This window comes from Streptomyces sp. 8N706, assembly GCF_052245415.1.
GTDB lineage: Bacteria > Actinomycetota > Actinomycetes > Streptomycetales > Streptomycetaceae > Streptomyces.
Genome location: NZ_JBQQBW010000131.1, coordinates 1 through 16,784, shown reverse-complemented (window position 1 = coordinate 16,784; position 16,784 = coordinate 1). Strand labels below are relative to the sequence as shown.

Here is a 16,784-nt window from a genome sequence, read left to right as displayed (position 1 = left end):
CCACGACCGTTACCAGGCGGCCGTTCCCACGCATCCGACGGCCACCCTGCGCCCCAGGGCGGGCGCCGTCATCGGGAGGCCCCCGCCGGGGTCACCGCGGCGGCCTGGACCGCCGCTCCGCCCTGGGCCGCAGCTCCGCCCCGGACCGCCGCTCCGTCATGGACCGCCGCTCCGTCATGGACCGCCGCTCCGTCATGGACCGCAGCACCGCCCCGGACCGCCGCTCCGTCATGGACCGCCGCTCCTGCTGAGGCCACCGCGGCGGCCGGGACCGCCCCTCCTGCCGGGCTCTCGAGGAGCGAGGAGAGCCGGGCGAGGGCCACGGGCAGCACCCAGTAGTAGACCCAGGTCCCGTGCCGCTCGGAGCCGACCAGCCCGGCCTCGCGCAGCACCTTCAGGTGGTGGGAGATCGTCGGCTGGGAGACGTCGAACGGGCCCACGAGGTCGCAGACGCACGCCTCGCCTCCCTCGTGGGAGGCGATCAGGGACAGCAGCCTCAGCCGCACCGGGTCCGCGAGGGCCTTGAACATCCGGGCAAGATCGACGGCGGCCTCTTCCCCCACCGGCTCGCGGACCATCGGCGAGCAGCACACCGTCCGATCGTCCTGCCCCAGAACCGGCATCTCTGATTTCGACATGCGTCTATGTTGACAGGTATCTAATCCGGTGCCAAGGTCGACTGTATCGACAAGCGTCGATACAGGACCGGATCAGGGAGACCGCCATGTCCCGTGTTCAGCTCGCTCTGCGCGTCAACGACCTGGAAGGTTCGATCGCCTTCTACTCCAAGCTGTTCGGCACCGCACCGGCCAAGCGTCGCCCCGGCTACGCGAACTTCGCCATCGCCGAGCCCCCGCTCAAGCTCGTCCTCCTGGAAGACCATGCCCTCGTAGAGACCCGCCTGGACCACCTCGGCGTCGAGGTCGCCACCACCGACCAGGTCACCGAGGCCGCCGACCGTCTCCAGCAGGCGGGGATGGCGACCTTCGAGGAGAACGACACCTCCTGCTGCTACGCACTGCAGGACAAGGTCTGGGTGACCGGCCCCGGCAAGGAGCCCTGGGAGGTCTACGTCGTGAAGGCCGACGCCGACACCCTCGCCAAGAACGCCGAAGCCGCCCCGGACGCTTGCTGTGGCACCACCGCCTGCTGTACCCCCGACGAACAGGCCACCGACCCCGCCCGGACACCGGCCGAGGCAAAGGCCGCCGCCGGGTGCGTCTGCGGGAGCTGATCCCACACCTGCATGCGCCTCGGACCCCGGTCACACGGGGACCGAGGCCCTCGCGGCAGCTGAGGATGGTCCCGGCCGGGCCAGGGGCCGACCTGCCGAGGGCGTCCTTGCATAACCACCCCCTCCGTCGGGGCGACGACGAACCGAGGGATACGCGGGAAAGCCGACCCATTCCCACCCCTTACGGGAGGCGTGGTCGTTCGGAAGGCTCACAGGGCGGAGCCGCCGTGCCGGGAGTCGGCAGCCACCGCCCTTGCGAGAGAGTGCCGGGCGCCCGGGGAACGGTTGGCTCCGTCCTCGCCACCGTCAGAGGTCCTCGCCACCGTCAGAGATCACGGTCCGGTCAAGGGCCCTCTCACGGTCCGGGCCCCACGCCAAACTGCGGCGATGACGACTGCGTTGATCGCCGCTCTCTCCGGTCTGCTGGGCACCCTATGCGGCTCGCTGCTCACCGGCTATCTGAACTACCGGCTGAAGACGCTGGAACTCTTTGCGGCCCACCATAAAGAGCACCAGGCTCAGCAGCGTGCCGCCTACACATCATTCTTGACCGCCGGTGAGGATGCCCGGCAAGCCATGCTCGCGTTCCAGTCCGCGTTGGCGAACGAAACCGGGAATCTGGGCGATCTCTCCGAAAAGGCCGCAGCCAAGAGCCGTGCCCTGCGCCCGGCGTACACAGCTGTTCAGCTGGAAGGCCCCGAACCGGTGGCTGCTGCCGCATCGGAGTTCCGTCAGGAAATGCAGAAGGCCGTTGAATCGGCTCAGGCGACGGCCGAGCAGTGGGCCACTCAGGACGTGGATGAGGAGGACCTCGACATCGCGCTGCAAGCGATCAGCAGTGGCGCGCTGGCCGTCAACTCCGCGGAACGCTCGCTTCTGGAGGCCGCTCGGACCGCGCTGGCCGCGGATACCGAAGCCATGCGGCTGTGGAACAGGCGGCGTGGACCGGCGCTCGGGGCCGTGCTCCAGCGGCAGGCTGCGCGGGCGGGAGGGTGATGACCGGGTACCACTTCGGCCCGTGCGGCGCGGCCTGTACGGGCGGCAGGCACACCCGTACAGGCCGCAGCCTGCGCATTCCGGTGGCCGGTGCCGGCGACGGCCGGTGAGCGGGAGCACCCGGTCGTCACCCTTGACGCCGGACCGGCACGGACTAGGCTCGCCTGACCATGACAGGCACTGACCGTGAGCCGGCTCGCGAGTCCTGGACGGTCGGCCGTGTGGTCGGCGGCCAGGAGCAGCCGACGCGTTTCCAGTTGTTCATCGCGCGCCACCCCCTGGGCGTGGGGCTGGGCGTCGGTACGCCGCTCATGGTGATCTTCACTTCCGCCGCCCTCCTCGATCACGCTCCGGAGAACTCGGTCACGGGTGCCTGTTTCGGCGCCGCGCTCGGCGGGATCTACGGGCTGACGGCGCTCGGCGAGCGACACCGGCAGCGACGGCTCGGGCGGCGAGGGCCCCGGAGCCGTCTCTGAACGCTCCGGGAGCGGCCTCCGTGCCCACGGGGATGTGAGACCCCCGGTCACCCTGCGCGAGGCCCCGCTACCGACTGCGACCGGACGTACGGGGATTCCGGCCGACCGAGTTGCCGCCCACGGCCTGCGGGTGTGCTCTGGTCGTGAGGGTGAGAGAGGAGTCCCGTCATGTCGACCACTCCCATGCCGGTGCACCATCACGCGGGCACGTCCTTGGGCGTTCCCCTCATGCTGGGCATCGCCTTCGGCCTCTATGTGGCCTTCCTGGAGAGCAACAACGGGGCGTCCAACACCCGTATCATCGTGGCCTCCCTCGTGGGCGGGGCGGCGTGCGCGGCGCTCTGCTTCGCCATCGGAGTGACGCAGCACCGTATGTCGCGGGAGACGCGGTCGGCGGCATACGGAGCGATCTTCGGCGGTGCGTTGGGCTACATGCTGAGCGTGAGCGGGCAGACCGCACTGGAGGCTTCGCTGGTCGGGCTGACCCTCGGCGTCTCCATGGCCGCCGTGACGTTCTATGTCCGCTATACCCGGGCGGGTTCGACGGCTTGATGGCAGGCTGGTCGTCGTGATCGACCATGTCTCACTCCAGGTCAGGGATGTCCGAACCAGCGCGGCCTTCTACGACGCCGTGCTCGAACCGCTCGGCAGCAGGCGGCTGCTGGAGTTCGGCGAGGTGATCGGCTACGGCGCGACACGGCCCGAGTTCTGGCTGGGGCCGCTGAGCGAGGGAGCCAGGGGAAGCGGCGGCGAGGCCCGTGAGGTGCATGTGGCGTTCACCGCCGCCGATCGCGTCGCCGTCGCCGCCTTCCATGCCGCCGCGCTCGCGGCAGGCGCCGAGGAACTGCACGCGCCACGGATGTGGCCCGAGTACCACGAGACGTACTTCGGTGCCTTCGTACGTGACCCCGACGGCAACAACGTCGAGGCCGTCTGTCACCTGCCGGACGTGGCGTGAGCCGTCAGCGGCTCACGCACGGGACCCCGCCGCCGGGCTCAGCGGTGTGAGGTGCGTCCTGTGTGCGGAGACCGCGTCTGCACGAGGATGAGCGCCAGAAGCGAGGACGCGGCCAACCCCCATGACTCCGGCAGACGTTGAGATACGGACACGCGGACGCGCCGTCCGGGACGCTCGTGGAGCCTCCTGGGCTCACCGGTCGGCAGGGCTTGCCGGCAGGACCTTCGGGAAGGAACGAGATGACGCAGCCGTTCACCGTACGGATCACCGTCCGGGGCTATGAGACGGATTCGCAGGGACACCTCAACACCAGCGTGTACACGCAGTACGCCGAGCACGCCCGCTGGTCCCTCGTCCAGGCCGCCGGGATGCGGCAGAGCGAGCTGATCGAGAAGGGCATCGGACCGGTGAACCTCGAGAGCACGATCCGCTTCCACCGCGAGCTGCGCGCGGGGGAAGAGGTGGAGGTGACCTGTGCGTTCGTGTGGGGCGAGGGGAAGACGTTCCGGGTCGAGCAGACCTTCCACCGCGACGGCGAGCTGGTGGCGGAGCTGCACAGCGTCGGCGGGCTGATGGATCTCCGGGCGCGCAAGCTGCTCCCCGACCCCCGCGAAAGCTTCCGCGTCTTCGCCTCCGACCCCTCGCTGCTCGGCCTCTGACGTCTCCGGAGAACGGCTCCGGCGGCACGGCCGGGTACGCCTACGGGTGGACGGGTACGGGGAGGGGACCCCCGGCTGCCGACAGCGGCAACAGCGGCGCCGGAGGCCGGGAGCAGCAGCGGGGATGGGCAGGCGCACGACAGCCGGGGCCCCGCACCGGGCGAGGGCCGCGGCCCGTGCCGCCGTCGGCGCCGCGGACCGGAGGCGCCACCCCCACCTGCCGCGAAACCGCCCTCCGCCCGCGCGGAGCGCAGTACGTTCCGCATATGACATTCGCAGCGGACACGTACAGCGCGGTCGTGCAGCTCGGCGGTTGGTTCATGACCTCGCCCGAACTCAACGCCCGGGGCGCGGAGTTGGGCCTCGCCGACCGCCTGCTGTACTTCCGCGGCCGGGCGGCCGTGCTCGGCGACCCGCCGCCCCGTCTCGTCACACAGGTCCTCGGCATCTTCCCGGCCTGGGTCATCGACTACACCTGGGAGAACAGCGCGGAGGTCACACCCGCGCAGGCCCTCGAGGCGTACTCCCGGAGTTGCTGGGACTGGGGCCGGAACCATCTGACGGGCACCCCCGAAGCCGTCCGTACGGCACGGCTCGCCCACCGGGTCGTGGACGCCGCGGACGGCAGCGCGCTGCCGCTGTTCGCCGGCTGGCGGGCCGCCGACCGCCCGTACGACACCGACGGCCCGGCCGCCCTCGCACACGCGCTCATGCTGCTGCGCGAGCTCCGTGGAGGGCTCCATTTCGCCGCGTTGCGGGCGAGCGGCATCGGGGTCACCGATGCGGTCGTGGCGGACCCGGGCGGCGGGCGTGCCCGGCTGCTGCGTACGGCCTGGCCGGAGGAGGAGGCCGATGCCCTCGTGGCGCGGGCGGAGAAGATCCCGGACCTGACGGAGCGGTGGCAGCGGGCGGAACGGCTGACGGAGGAGGCGTTCGACCGGGCTGCCGCGGCGGCGCTGCCGGAGAGCGAATTCGTCGAACTGCGGGAGCGGCTGGTCGCCCTCGGCTGAGGGACCGCAGCGCCCCGGAGGAACCCGCCGTAGCCCATAGGAGAACGACGGCGACGGAACGCGCACCCATGAGGTGCGGTCCGCCGCCGTCACGCGGAATGCCTGAATGTATGGAAGGCAGGGACTTCAGCGCCTACGGGCCGGGGTCAGGCGCCGAGCGCGCTCCCGGCGACCCACTCGCTCCACTCCATGTTCCAGCCATTGAGGCCGTTGTCGGGAGTGATGGTCTTGTCCGGGGAGTTCTTGACGACCACGACGTCGCCGATGAGCGAGTTGTCGTAGAACCAGGCACCGGGCTGCTTGGGGTCGTCCGCGCCCTTGACGTCGTTGAGGCCCACGCAGCCGTGGCTGGTGTTGACCTTGCCGAAGATCGAGTCAGCACCCCAGTAGTTCCCGTGGATGAAGGTGCCCGAGGTGGACAGCCGCATCGCGTGGGGGACGTCCTTGATGTCGTACTCGCCCTTGCCGTCCTTCTTCTTGAAGCCGACGGTCGAGCCGTCCATCCGGGTCTCCTTGAACTTCTCGGAGATCACCATCTGGCCGTTGTAGGTCGGGTTCTCGGGGCTGCCGGAGGAGATCGGGATGGTCCTGATCTTCTTGCCGTCCTGGGTGACGGTCATCTGCTTCGTCTTGGCGTCGACCGTGCTGACCTGGTTGCGGCCGATCTGGAAGGTGACCGTCTTCTTCTGGACGCCCTGCACCCCCGGGGATCCCTCGACGCCGTCCAGACCGAGCTCGAGGGTGACCGTGGAGCCGGCCTGCCAGTAGTCCTCCGGACGGAAGTCCAGGCGGTTGCCGTTGAACCAGTGCCCCACGGCCTTCTGGCCGCTGGACGAGGTGACCTTGATGGCGGACTCGACGTCCTTCTTGTTGGTGATCGCCTTGTCGAAGTTGATCGACACCGGCATGCCGACGCCGACCTTCGAGCCGTCCTCGGGGGTGAAGTTGCCGATGAAGCTGTTGGCGGGCGAGACCGTGGTGAGGGTGGAGTTCTCGTTGGCGGAGCGGCCCTTGGAGTCCTCCGCCTCAGCGGAGATCTTGTACTTGGTGGAGCGCTCCAGCTGGCCGTCGGGCTTCCAGGACGTGCCGTCGGACGACAGGCTGCCGGGCACCTCGGTGCCGGTCTCGACGGCGGTCATCGTCACCTTGGTCAACGTGCCACCGGCGACCTTGACCTTGACGTCACTGTTGATGCCGGCGTTGTCGGCGCCGTCCTCGGGGGTGATCGTTATTCGGGCGTCCGAGGCGTCCTTGGCGGCCTGCTGATCCACCTGAGCCTGCGACTTCGCACGGTTGTCGGTGCTGCCGCCCTCGCCGTCGCCGCCGTCACTGCTACACGCCGTGAGCGCCAGCACACCGCTGAGCAGCGTGGCAAGGGCCACCAGGCCCTTGCGCCGCTTACCGTCCGTCATCACACGCTTCTCCATCGTCATTGTTCCCCTGAGTCCCCGAACCGAGCCGTGGGCGCACGAGTCCCGGGCCCCTGGTAAAACACCTATCCCTATTCGTCCGGTTCCCCCAAGAGAGAAATTTGTGGGGAACACCACGTACGCCGCCGAGGTCCGGGCCGCACTGGGCGCCACCCAGGGCCTTCCGTGCCGCGGGGTCACGCCCTCCCGGCACCGCCTTCCCCGTCCGGGCGGTCCCCATCCTCACCGATCCAGCCGCCGACGTCGAAGCCCTCGTCCTCCTCGTCGAGGGCCCATTCCTCGGACTCCGGGTCGTAGTCGATCTTCTCGCAGCTCCAGGACGCCTGTGCGAGCTCGGTTCCGGGGATGTCGTTGACCAGGTTGAACGGGTCGATCAGATAGGCCATGGCCTCCGCCTCGTCTCCCGAGACGGCGGTCCGGGCGTGATCGCGCTCCACGTCGGGGAGGAATTCCTCACTCTGGATGTGATCCATGGCGGCGGTGGTGAGTTCACCCGTGTCGGTGACCTCCAGCACGAGCTCCACCCGAAGTCGTACAAATCGTGATGTGTCAGCAGTGCTCATGAGCCGAGCGTATGCGGCCCGCGATCCGAGACTTTCCCACGACCCGCCCCTGTCACTAACATCTCCCGGGACGGCCAATTCTCCAGCGCTACAAGGGGGTCCGTTACGTGTCCGCACGCCGCCCGCTGCTGACCGCCACCGCCGCGGGTTCACTGCTGTTCGCGCTGTGGTTCGTTCCCTCCGCGAACGCGACCGTCGAGGACACCGGACCGACACCCCGCACCCAGACCAGGCCCCAGGCGGGCACCCCGGACCCCCGGTCCCAGGACCTCTCGCTCGCGGACACCGGCAGCGTGGACACGACACCGTATCTGGTGGGCGGCACCCTGTTCCTCGGCCTCGGCGCGGCCCTCGTCTCCGTCGCCGCGCGCCGCTCCCGCCCGACAGCGCTCTGACACCACTCCACCGCGCTCCGGCACCGCCCGACCGCACCCCGGCCCCGCCGCCCGGAGGCTGAGCGGGACCGGGCCTGGCCGGTGGGTGTGGAGCCGTGGGAGCCGTCGGAGCGGCGGGGGGGCTCAGGCGAGCGGGCCCGTTACCGACTCCACCGCGTGGGCCAGCCTTCCGGAGCGTACGAACGCGTCCGCGGCCGCGAGGTCGGGCGAGAGGAAGCGGTCGCCCCCCGGACCCTCGACTCCCGCCTCGCGCACGGCCGTCAGGACCGCCCGGGTGGCCGGGGCCGGCGTCAGACCGTCACGCAGTTCGATCGCGCGCGTCGCCGCCACCAGCTCGACGGCGATGACCCGGGCGAGGTTGTCCACGGCGGTACGGAGTTTGCGGGCCGCGGACCAGCCCATGGAGACATGGTCCTCCTGCATCGCCGAGGACGGGATGGAGTCCACCGAGGCGGGCACGGCCAGCCGCTTCATCTCGCTGACCAGGGCAGCCTGCGTGTACTGGGCGATCATCAGGCCCGAGTCCACCCCGGGGTCACCGGCCAGAAAGGGCGGCAGCCCGTGGGAGCGGTTCCTGTCGAGCAGCCGGTCCGTACGCCGCTCGGCGATGGAGCCCAGATCGGCCGCCGCCACCGCCAGGAAGTCGAGGACGTACGCGACCGGCGCGCCATGGAAGTTGCCGTTGGACTCCACCCGGCCGTCGGGCAGGACGACGGGGTTGTCCACGGCCGACGCGAGCTCGCGGTCGGCGACCAGCCGTGCGTGGGCGAGAGTGTCGCGGCCGGCTCCTGCGACCTGCGGAGCGCAGCGGACCGAGTACGCGTCCTGGACGCGCGGCGCGTCGTCCTGGTGGTGCCCGGTGAGGCCCGAACCGGAGAGCACCTTCAGCATGTTGGCGGCGCTGGCCGCCTGGCCGGGGTGCGGGCGGATCGCGTGCAGGTCGGGCGCGAGGACCTTCTCCGTGCCGAGCAGGGCCTCCAGGGTGAGCGCGGCGGTGATGTCGGCGGCGGTGAAGAGCCGCGCCAGGTCCGCGCAGGCCATCACCAGCATGCCCAGCATCCCGTCGGTGCCGTTCAGGAGCGCGAGGCCCTCCTTCTCGCGGAGCACCACGGGCTCGATGCCGTGGGCGTCGAGCAACTCGTGGGAGGGCCGTACGACCCCGTCGGGGCCCTCGGCGTCACCCTCGCCCATGAGGGTCAGGGCGCAGTGCGAGAGCGGCGCGAGGTCGCCCGAGCATCCCAGCGAACCGTACTCGTGGACGACGGGGGTGATGCCCGCGTTCAGGACGTCGGCGATGGTCCGGGCGACCAGCGGACGGACGCCCGTACGGCCCGAGCAGACCGTCTTCAGGCGCAGGAACATCAGGGCGCGCACGACCTCGCGCTCCACGCTCGGTCCCATTCCGGCGGCGTGCGAGCGGACGATGTTGCGCTGGAGCTGTGCGCGAAGCTCGGGGCTGATGTGGCGTACGGCCAGCGCGCCGAACCCGGTGGAGACCCCGTAGACCGGCTCCGGCTTGGCGGCGAGCGCGTCAATGACCTCACGGGAGGCCGCGAGCGCCGCCAGCGTGTCGCCGGAGAGCTCGACCCTGGCCTCGCCCCGGGCCACAGCGATGACGTCCTCCGCGCTCGTTCCGGACGTCCCCACCACCACAGTGTGCATATCCATATTCAGGCACCCTAGAGACTGAATCCCTGGATGTCACCAGGGGTTCCACCCGTCGGCTCGCGCGGGCGCCGCGGGGCGCACCACTGGGCGGGACCGCGGTCGCCGGAGCCGCGCCGACGGGGCCTGGGCAGCCCCGTGGCCCGGGACCCGTCCCCCGGAACGAGCAAGCGAGCCTGGCTCCGGCCCGCTGGAGCCGACCACCGGGGGCCCGAGCCGCCCTCCGGAGGGCACCCGCTCACGGCGGCAGCCGGGGCCCGGGGGCGGACGCAGCTCGCGGCAGCAGCGGCGGGGTCGGGAGCCGGTCCTGTCCAGGAAGGCCGAGCCGTCGGTCGCGGACGGGACCAGTGCGTGTCCGACCGCTCGGCGTGGATCAGCGAAGCGTCATCCGGTGCGGGGCCACAACACCAGCCATCGGCCGGAGGCACCGAGGCTGGGGAGCATCGCAAGGCCCCGGGCGATCCAGCATGGCGGTCCCGGCCGAAGGCCGGGCGGCTGCCGTGCCTGGGGGCACTCCCCCAGCCTCCGGCCGGAGGGCCCCCCACCCGGACGGAGTCCGGGGGAGCGTCGCGAGCCCGCGGAGAGCCGTCGGACGCGCCCTGGGCCCGCGGGCCGGGCCCACCCAGGGCCCACAAGTCGGCCCCCCGGGCGGCGGGTCACACCGGGCGGGGCGCACGTCAGTCGCGGCGGAAGCGGCGGCGTTCGGGGCCGCGCTCCGGGGGCGACTCCGCCAGCCGCAGGACCGGGTCGTCGGGTCCCTCACGGCCCGCGACGACCGGCTTCCCGGAACGGGCCGCCTTCGCCCGGTACTGGGCCGCGTCCGCCAGACGGAAGAGACGGCGCGCGGAGCCCACCGGCCCGATACGCTCGCCCGTCGAGGCGACCCCGCAGGCGACGCCCTCCCCCAGCTCCAGGCCGGTCGCCCGGCGGCACAGTTCGTCGGCCGCGCGGACCACGTCGTCGGCGGGCGGCCCCACCGCCAGCAGACAGAACTCATCGCCTCCCAGCCGCGCCACCAGAGCGCCCGGCAGCATCGCGCCGCACAGTGAGAGCACCGAGCCGAACCGTTCCAGGAGCCGGTCCCCCACAGCGTGGCCGAGCGAGTCGTTGACCCGCTTGAGGCCGTTGAGGTCGCAGACGACCAGGCTCACGACGGTGCCGTCGGCATGGTGGCGCTCCACCGCCTCGTCCAGCCGCAGATCCACCAGCCGGCGGTTGGCGAGTCCGGTCAGCGGATCGGTGAAGGCCAGACGGCGCGCTTCCTCCAGCCGCTCGGTCTGCGCGATTCCCGCCGCGGTGACCGAGGCCAGCACCGTGGCGAAGTCGGCGTCGTCCCGCTCGAACACGGGCTCCCCCACCCGTCGCGCCACATACAGCTCGCCCCAGGCCCGTCCGTGCAGCACGATCGGCGCGACGACGCAGCACCCCCGCCCACGCCGCCGCAGGGCCGCCACGCGCCGGTGGCAGTACGAGCCGGGCATACGGTTCGCCTCGGGGCCGTCGGCGATCTCCACCCAGGCGTTCGGCTCGCCGCCCCCTGCCCACTGCTCGTGCAGGAACTCCGCGATCTCCGGAAACTCGTGCACCGGATAGGACTCGTCCTCGGGGAACTCCTCCTCGCCCTTCGCCAGCTCACCGACGTTCACCAGGACCCGGAGCCGGCCGAGCTCCCGCTCCCAGACGGAGATCGCCGCGAAGGACCCGCCCAGCGCGCGGCAGGCACCCACCGCGGCGGCCCGCACCGACTCGGGCGGCGTCTGTGTCGCGGCCATCGCCTGGGCCAGGCCCACGACGGCCCGCAGCCGCGCATCGCCCCCGCTGCCGTCGTCCGACACCGCACCCTCACGTTCCGTAACTGCGTGCACACCTTGCACCCCAGCGCACTCCAGCGTAGGAACATTTGGCGCGATTCGCCCCGTTCGAGGGAAGAAGCAGATTATTCGCCGGGCCAGTCCGGTGTGCGCTTCTCGTTGAAGGCGGCGACGCCCTCCGCGCGGTCGCCGGAGAACGCAACGCTCCGCCAGGCCGCGTCCTCGACCTCCAGCCCGGCCTTCAGGTCCAGCCCGTGCCCCAGCCGCAGGGCGCGTTTGGCGGCCCGCAGCCCGACCGGGGAGTTCCCGGCGATCCGCCCGGCCAGCGCCAGCGCCTCCGTACGGTCCTCGCCCGCCTCGACGAGCCGGTCGACGAGGCCCAGCTCCCGCGCCTCCTCCGCCTCCAGGCGCCGTGCGGTGAAGACGAGTTCCGCCGCACGGGCGGCGCCCACCCGCCGCGGCAGCAACTGCGTCCCGCCGCCGCCCGGGATCACTCCGACGGACACCTCCGGCAGGCCGACCACGGCCGTACGGTCCGCAACGATCAGATCGCAGGACAGGGCGATCTCGAAACCACCGCCCAGCGCGAAGCCGTGCACGGCCGCGATGGTGGGCATCGGAAGCTCCAGCACGCCGGTGTAGGCGGCCCGGGTGTACGGGCGCTGGCGCACCAGCTCGGCGTCCGTCAGGGAGTTGCGCTCCTTGAGGTCGGCTCCGACACAGAACGCCCGCGCATGGGTGGAGGTCACCACGACGACCCGTACGGAACGGTTGCGGGTGAGCGCGTCACACGCCTCCGTGAGGCACCGGGCCATCTCCGTGGAGACGGCGTTCATGGCCTTGACACGGTCGAGCACCAGCTCCGCCACATGCCCGTCATGCCGCCGTACGACGACCCACTCCCCGAAACGCTGCTCGCCCATGCGCCCTCCCGGTTAACGACCGTGAACCTGACGCGAGGCATCATCGCACCGGCGCGCGCCCGCCGTCAGCGAACATCACCGTCGGCACCGCCGACACCAACGGCACCACTGGGCACCCGCAGAGGCCCGCTCACCGCCGCAGGCGTCGTCCGCCGTCAGGCGCGCTCACCGTCGGGGCGGGGCGGCTGGGGTCTGCGGGTCAGCAGCCAGGGTTCGACCACGCCGAGCCCGCGGACCGGCCGCTGCCACATCGGCTGGAGCGCGAAGCGGTACGGAGTCTCGGGACCCTCGCCCTCCTTCTCCGCCGCCGCGGCCTCCGCCTCCGACTCCGGGGCGTCCCCGGACCGCATCAGCTCCTCCGCGAGCGCCCCGTCCACGAGCACCGCGTCCTTGGGCGCTATCGACGTCAGCCGGCTCGCCAGATTGACCGTGGTCCCGAAGACGTCGCCCATCCGCGTCGTCACCGTCCCGAGAGCCATCCCGACCCGCAGCTCCGGCATCGTCTCGTCATGACTCATCGTCTCGATGAGCCGCAGTCCGATCTCACCGGCGACTCCCGCGTCGTCGGCGGCGAACAGCACCTCGTCGCCGAGCGTCTTGATCAGCCGGCCTCCGTGGGCGGCGACCAGATCCGCCGCCGTGGTCTCGAACGCCTCGACCAGCTCGCCGAGTTCCTCCTCCTCCAGCCGCCGCGTCAGCCGGGTGAACCCCACGAGATCGGCGAAGCCGACCGTCAACCGCCGGTCGACCATCTCCTCGTCGTCCTGCGCCTGCACGACCCGCCCCGTGGCGGCGGCCAGCTGCCGCCGCCAGACGTACACCAGAAACTCCTCCAGCTCCGGCAGCAGCAGTTCGATCAGCGGATAGGTGACCTCGGTGCGGGTCATCCCCGGCTCCGGTGGTTCCGTGAGCCCTTCCAGGAAGGAGTCGATCTGCCACTCCGCGAGCCGCGCCGTCGTCTGCCCGGTGGACCGCGCGACCTGGACGGCCAGCGGCTCGCTGAGCAGGCCCGCCTCGACCAGACCGGCCAGCCGCCGCAGCGCCAGCACGTCCGCCTCCGTCAGGGCTTTGGCCTGGCCGATGTCCGCGAACCCCATCGCCCGCCAGAAGCGGGAGGCGAGTTCCATCGAGACACCGGCACTGCGCGCGGCCTGGAACGGGGTGTAACGCCGTTCCGCGCCGAGGATCAGCTGTTCGAGCCGGAGGGCGAGCGGGTCTCCCTCTTCCGGGGCTTCGTCACCGTCGGTGGCCGTGCTGCCGGCCCCGGCGCCCTCGGTGGCCGTGCCGTTCCCCGCTCCGCCGCCGGCCCCAGCCGTGCCGGTCGCGGCTCGATCCGTCCGGGCATCCTCCGCCCCGGCGCCGTCGGCCACGGCCCGGTCCGCCCCGGCTCCGGCCGTCCCGCCGCCGTCCGCCCCGGCGTCCGCGCGGTCGGGCTCCGGGGGGCCGGGGGGCGCCTGTGGTCCGGGGTGCTCGTGTTCGCGCCCCGGCGCGCCCGGGTCGTCCACGGTCACCGCCCGCCCCCTGCCCGATCCCTGCGCACAGCCCTTCCGATCACTTCTCGCCGCTCCGCCTGGTCCCGCCAGGCATCTGCCTGGTCCGGAGCCCCACGATACGGCAGGTGTGCCCTAGCTCACTCTTGTGTCGCGGCGCGGAGATGGACGATGTCCCCGGCGCCGACCGGCTGCTGCACGCCCTCGTCCGTGGCGAGCACGAGCCGGCCGTCACCGTCGACCGCGACGGCCTCGCCCACGATGTCCCGGCCACCCGGCAGCTCGGCGCGTACGGTCCGGCCGAGCGTCGCGCAGCCCGCCGCGTACGCCTCCTGCAACCGGCTGGCCCCCGGGTCGCCGCCGGCCGCCCGCCAGTCCTCGTACCACTGCTCCAGCGACCGCAGTACGGCGCGCAGCAGCGGATCGCGGTCCACCGACGCCGCTCCGGCCAGCGCGAGCGACCCCGCGCCGGGCACCGGCAGCTCGTCCTCGTGCAGCGTCACATTGAGCCCGATCCCGATCACAATGCCTCCCTCGGAGACATCGGAGTCCCCGGAGACGTCTGAGGCGCCTGAGGCGGCCGCGCCGATCCGCTCCGCGAGAATCCCGCCGGCCTTGCGCTCCTCGCCCCTGACCTGCACCAGCAGATCGTTGGGCCACTTCAGCGCCGTATCGACGCCCGCGGCCCGGGACAGCGCCGTCGCCGTCGCGACCCCGGCGAGCAGCGGCAGCCACCCCCACCGCTCGACCGGCACCCGCGCGTCTCCCGCGCCGGGCCGCAGGTAGACGGAGAAGAAGAGTCCGGAGCGCGCCGGTGCCGACCAGTGCCGGTCGAGCCGCCCGCGCCCGGCGGTCTGCTCCTCGGCGACCAGTACCGTGCCCTCCTCGGCCTCTCCCGCCCGTGCGCGCTCCGCCAGATCGCTGTTGGTGGACCCGGTCGCCTCGACCACGTCCAAGGTGGTCCAGAGCCCGCCGGGGCGGACCAGGGCGCGGCGCAACGACGCGGCGTTCAGCGGCGGGCGCTCGAGATCGGACCAGCGGTCCCGGGGACGGTCGGGCTGCGGGGAGCCAGGCTGCTCGGGTGGGACTGGCGGCTTCGGCGTCATACGGTCAGCGTAGGGCCCGTACCAGTTCACGGCCTGTCCGCGAAGGGCCTGAGGTGTGGCCAACACCGCACTGCCATAGCGCAGTGTCGCCGATACGCTACGAGTCGGTAGCCCCCACGTAGCCCAGGTAGCCCAATCCGAGGACGAGCAGGAGCCGCATCCCGATGTCCGAGCCGGAAATCGCCGCTCAGAACAATCCAAGCAGCCACACGACCGCAGGGAAGATCGCGGATCTCCAGCGGCGCATCGGCGAGGCGACGCACGCCGGCTCGCAGCGCGCGGTCGAGAAGCAGCACGCGAAGGGCAAGCTGACCGCCCGTGAGCGCGTCGACCTCCTCCTCGACGAGGGGTCGTTCGTGGAGCTGGACGAGTTCGCCCGGCACCGCTCGACCAACTTCGGCCTGGAGAACAACCGTCCGTACGGCGACGGGGTCGTCACGGGCTACGGCACGGTCGACGGCCGTCCGGTGGCCGTGTTCTCCCAGGACTTCACCGTCTTCGGCGGTGCGCTGGGCGAGGTGTTCGGCGAGAAGATCGTCAAGGTGATGGACTTCGCGCTGAAGAACGGCTGTCCGGTCATCGGCATCAACGACTCCGGCGGCGCCCGCATCCAGGAGGGTGTCAGCGCCCTGGGCCTCTACGGCGAGATCTTCCGCCGCAACACCCATGCCTCCGGAGTGATTCCGCAGATCAGCCTGATCGTCGGGCCCTGCGCCGGCGGCGCGGTCTACTCCCCCGCGATCACCGACTTCACGGTCATGGTCGACAAGACCTCGCACATGTTCATCACCGGCCCGGACGTCATCAAGACGGTCACCGGCGAGGACGTCGGCTTCGAGGAGCTGGGCGGCGCCCGGACGCACAACTCCACCTCCGGCGTCGCGCACCACATGGCGGGGGACGAGAAGGACGCCATCGAGTACATCAAGGCGCTTCTCTCCTACCTCCCCTCCAACAACCTCAGCGAGCCCCCGGCCTTCGCGGAGGAGGCGGACCTCGAGACCTCGGACGAGGACCGCGAGCTGGACACGGTGATCCCGGACTCGGCGAACCAGCCGTACGACATGACCCGGCTCGTCGAACACGTCCTCGACGACAATGAATTCCTCGAGACGCAGGCGCTGTTCGCGCCGAACATCGTGACCGGCTTCGGCCGGGTCGAGGGCCACCCGGTGGGCATCGTCGCCAACCAGCCGATGCAGTTCGCCGGCTGCCTGGACATCGACGCGTCCGAGAAGGCCGCGCGCTTCGTCCGCACCTGCGACGCCTTCAACGTGCCGGTGCTGACCTTCGTGGACGTCCCGGGCTTCCTGCCCGGCACCGACCAGGAGTACAACGGCATCATCCGCCGCGGCGCCAAGCTGATCTACGCCTACGCGGAGGCGACCGTGCCGCTCATCACGGTCATCACCCGCAAGGCCTTCGGCGGCGCGTACGACGTCATGGGCTCCAAGCACCTCGGCGCGGACCTCAACCTGGCCTGGCCGACCGCGCAGATCGCGGTGATGGGCGCGCAGGGCGCGGTCAACATCCTGCACCGCCGCACGATCGCGGCGGCGGAGACGCCGGAGCAGGCCGAGGAGGTGCGGGCGCGCCTCATCGCGGAGTACGAGGACACGCTGCTCAACCCGTACGTCGCCGCCGAGCGCGGCTACGTGGATGCGGTGATCATGCCGTCGGAGACCCGCCGCCACATCGTGCGCGGGCTGCGTACGCTGCGCAACAAGCGCGAGTCCCTGCCGCCGAAGAAGCACGGCAACATCCCCCTGTAAGGAGGCTGCGCTCATGTTCAAGGTTCTGCGGGGCAACCCGACTCCCGAGGAGCTGGCCGCCGCACTGGCGGTGGTCCAAGCGCGCGCCGTGGCGGCCTCGTCCGCGTCCGCGGCGCCGGACGAGCTGGACGAGTGGGCCGACAAGGAGCGCAACGTGCCCCGGCGCGCACTGCCGCAGGCGGGCCCGAAGGCGTGGCGCAGCACGTACTGGCCGCGCTGAACCCCCGGACGGCGGGCTGCCCCGGCCCACCGGGGCGCGGTGCGGCCCAAGTAGTCCCTCCGGACCGTGCCGCCTG

General features: G+C 71.6%; 17 protein-coding genes and 1 pseudogene. 10 read left to right on the top strand and 8 right to left on the bottom strand.

What is annotated here, in order from left to right; genetic code table 11:
* Positions 1-251 precede the first annotated feature (251 nt).
* Positions 252-638, bottom strand: a pseudogene (locus ACTWQE_RS30135) (ArsR/SmtB family transcription factor); the annotation flags it as partial.
* A gap of 86 nt (positions 639-724) precedes the next feature.
* Here ACTWQE_RS30135 and ACTWQE_RS30130 point away from each other — a divergent pair.
* The 7 genes from ACTWQE_RS30130 (at position 725) to ACTWQE_RS30100 (ending at position 5,333) form a co-directional block, all read left to right on the top strand.
* Complete coding sequence (locus tag ACTWQE_RS30130) at positions 725-1,234, top strand: ArsI/CadI family heavy metal resistance metalloenzyme (RefSeq protein WP_443332250.1); 510 nt, start codon at positions 725-727, stop codon at positions 1,232-1,234.
* A gap of 387 nt (positions 1,235-1,621) precedes the next feature.
* Entirely contained in the window at positions 1,622-2,230 is a 609-nt protein-coding gene (locus tag ACTWQE_RS30125) for a hypothetical protein (protein ID WP_443332249.1), read from the top strand.
* Positions 2,231-2,400: 170 nt separating this feature from the next.
* Positions 2,401-2,706, top strand: coding sequence for a hypothetical protein (locus ACTWQE_RS30120; RefSeq protein ID WP_443332248.1), 306 nt, complete (start codon positions 2,401-2,403; stop codon positions 2,704-2,706).
* A gap of 168 nt (positions 2,707-2,874) precedes the next feature.
* On the top strand, positions 2,875-3,258 hold the full coding sequence (locus tag ACTWQE_RS30115; protein ID WP_443332247.1) for a hypothetical protein: 384 nt from the start codon (positions 2,875-2,877) through the stop codon (positions 3,256-3,258).
* A gap of 16 nt (positions 3,259-3,274) precedes the next feature.
* On the top strand, positions 3,275-3,664 hold the full coding sequence (locus ACTWQE_RS30110) for a VOC family protein (RefSeq protein WP_443332246.1): 390 nt from the start codon (positions 3,275-3,277) through the stop codon (positions 3,662-3,664).
* Between the two features lie 239 nt (positions 3,665-3,903).
* On the top strand, positions 3,904-4,323 hold the full coding sequence (locus tag ACTWQE_RS30105; RefSeq protein WP_443332245.1) for an acyl-CoA thioesterase: 420 nt from the start codon (positions 3,904-3,906) through the stop codon (positions 4,321-4,323).
* A 266-nt stretch (positions 4,324-4,589) separates the two neighbouring features.
* The gene (locus ACTWQE_RS30100) at positions 4,590-5,333 is read left to right on the top strand and encodes an SCO6745 family protein (protein WP_443332244.1); all 744 of its coding nucleotides are present in this window, start codon (positions 4,590-4,592) and stop codon (positions 5,331-5,333) included.
* 146 nt (positions 5,334-5,479) lie between these two features.
* Here the strand turns inward: ACTWQE_RS30100 and ACTWQE_RS30095 are convergent, their stop codons facing one another.
* Positions 5,480-6,760: a L,D-transpeptidase gene (locus tag ACTWQE_RS30095; protein ID WP_443332243.1), complete on the bottom strand. Its 1,281-nt coding sequence runs from the start codon at positions 6,758-6,760 to the stop codon at positions 5,480-5,482.
* A gap of 179 nt (positions 6,761-6,939) precedes the next feature.
* Entirely contained in the window at positions 6,940-7,326 is a 387-nt protein-coding gene (locus ACTWQE_RS30090; RefSeq protein ID WP_443332242.1) for a hypothetical protein, read from the bottom strand.
* Between the two features lie 107 nt (positions 7,327-7,433).
* On the opposite strand from ACTWQE_RS30090, the gene ACTWQE_RS30085 reads away from it, so the two are divergent.
* Positions 7,434-7,721 carry a hypothetical protein gene (locus tag ACTWQE_RS30085; RefSeq protein WP_443332241.1) on the top strand — a complete coding sequence of 96 codons (288 nt, stop codon included), beginning with the start codon at positions 7,434-7,436 and terminating at the stop codon, positions 7,719-7,721.
* A 123-nt stretch (positions 7,722-7,844) separates the two neighbouring features.
* Here the strand turns inward: ACTWQE_RS30085 and hutH are convergent, their stop codons facing one another.
* From hutH to ACTWQE_RS30060, 5 genes are all read right to left on the bottom strand, one after another.
* On the bottom strand, positions 7,845-9,389 hold the full coding sequence (gene hutH / locus ACTWQE_RS30080) for a histidine ammonia-lyase (protein WP_443332240.1): 1,545 nt from the start codon (positions 9,387-9,389) through the stop codon (positions 7,845-7,847).
* Between the two features lie 674 nt (positions 9,390-10,063).
* A complete protein-coding gene (locus tag ACTWQE_RS30075; protein WP_443332251.1) occupies positions 10,064-11,158 on the bottom strand; it encodes a diguanylate cyclase domain-containing protein in 1,095 nt (364 codons plus the stop codon).
* A 164-nt stretch (positions 11,159-11,322) separates the two neighbouring features.
* A complete protein-coding gene (locus ACTWQE_RS30070) occupies positions 11,323-12,120 on the bottom strand; it encodes an enoyl-CoA hydratase/isomerase family protein (RefSeq protein ID WP_443332239.1) in 798 nt (265 codons plus the stop codon).
* A 155-nt stretch (positions 12,121-12,275) separates the two neighbouring features.
* A complete protein-coding gene (locus ACTWQE_RS30065; protein ID WP_443332238.1) occupies positions 12,276-13,631 on the bottom strand; it encodes an adenylate/guanylate cyclase domain-containing protein in 1,356 nt (451 codons plus the stop codon).
* 119 nt (positions 13,632-13,750) lie between these two features.
* Complete coding sequence (locus ACTWQE_RS30060) at positions 13,751-14,716, bottom strand: biotin--[acetyl-CoA-carboxylase] ligase (protein WP_443332237.1); 966 nt, start codon at positions 14,714-14,716, stop codon at positions 13,751-13,753.
* 164 nt (positions 14,717-14,880) lie between these two features.
* On the opposite strand from ACTWQE_RS30060, the gene ACTWQE_RS30055 reads away from it, so the two are divergent.
* Both ACTWQE_RS30055 and ACTWQE_RS30050 read left to right on the top strand, forming a co-directional pair.
* A complete protein-coding gene (locus ACTWQE_RS30055; RefSeq protein ID WP_443332236.1) occupies positions 14,881-16,488 on the top strand; it encodes an acyl-CoA carboxylase subunit beta in 1,608 nt (535 codons plus the stop codon).
* A gap of 13 nt (positions 16,489-16,501) precedes the next feature.
* Positions 16,502-16,708 (top strand): acyl-CoA carboxylase epsilon subunit, encoded by a 207-nt coding sequence (locus tag ACTWQE_RS30050; protein ID WP_443332235.1) that lies wholly within the window; start codon positions 16,502-16,504, stop codon positions 16,706-16,708.
* Positions 16,709-16,784: the final 76 nt, after the last annotated feature.

What these genes read in the sequence shown, in the direction of transcription:
- ACTWQE_RS30070 (WP_443332239.1), bottom strand. Translation starts at nt 12,120, where the DNA reads ATGGGCGAGCAGCGTTTCGGGGAGTGGGTCGTCGTACGGCGGCATGAC.
- ACTWQE_RS30105 (WP_443332245.1), top strand. Translation starts at nt 3,904, where the DNA reads ATGACGCAGCCGTTCACCGTACGGATCACCGTCCGGGGCTATGAGACG.
- ACTWQE_RS30060 (WP_443332237.1), bottom strand. Translation starts at nt 14,716, where the DNA reads ATGACGCCGAAGCCGCCAGTCCCACCCGAGCAGCCTGGCTCCCCGCAG.
- ACTWQE_RS30125 (WP_443332249.1), top strand. Translation starts at nt 1,622, where the DNA reads ATGACGACTGCGTTGATCGCCGCTCTCTCCGGTCTGCTGGGCACCCTA.
- ACTWQE_RS30075 (WP_443332251.1), bottom strand. Translation starts at nt 11,158, where the DNA reads ATGGCCGCGACACAGACGCCGCCCGAGTCGGTGCGGGCCGCCGCGGTG.
- ACTWQE_RS30130 (WP_443332250.1), top strand. Translation starts at nt 725, where the DNA reads ATGTCCCGTGTTCAGCTCGCTCTGCGCGTCAACGACCTGGAAGGTTCG.
- ACTWQE_RS30090 (WP_443332242.1), bottom strand. Translation starts at nt 7,326, where the DNA reads ATGAGCACTGCTGACACATCACGATTTGTACGACTTCGGGTGGAGCTC.
- ACTWQE_RS30100 (WP_443332244.1), top strand. Translation starts at nt 4,590, where the DNA reads ATGACATTCGCAGCGGACACGTACAGCGCGGTCGTGCAGCTCGGCGGT.
- hutH (WP_443332240.1), bottom strand. Translation starts at nt 9,389, where the DNA reads ATGGATATGCACACTGTGGTGGTGGGGACGTCCGGAACGAGCGCGGAG.
- ACTWQE_RS30115 (WP_443332247.1), top strand. Translation starts at nt 2,875, where the DNA reads ATGTCGACCACTCCCATGCCGGTGCACCATCACGCGGGCACGTCCTTG.
- ACTWQE_RS30055 (WP_443332236.1), top strand. Translation starts at nt 14,881, where the DNA reads ATGTCCGAGCCGGAAATCGCCGCTCAGAACAATCCAAGCAGCCACACG.
- ACTWQE_RS30120 (WP_443332248.1), top strand. Translation starts at nt 2,401, where the DNA reads ATGACAGGCACTGACCGTGAGCCGGCTCGCGAGTCCTGGACGGTCGGC.
- ACTWQE_RS30050 (WP_443332235.1), top strand. Translation starts at nt 16,502, where the DNA reads ATGTTCAAGGTTCTGCGGGGCAACCCGACTCCCGAGGAGCTGGCCGCC.
- ACTWQE_RS30095 (WP_443332243.1), bottom strand. Translation starts at nt 6,760, where the DNA reads ATGGAGAAGCGTGTGATGACGGACGGTAAGCGGCGCAAGGGCCTGGTG.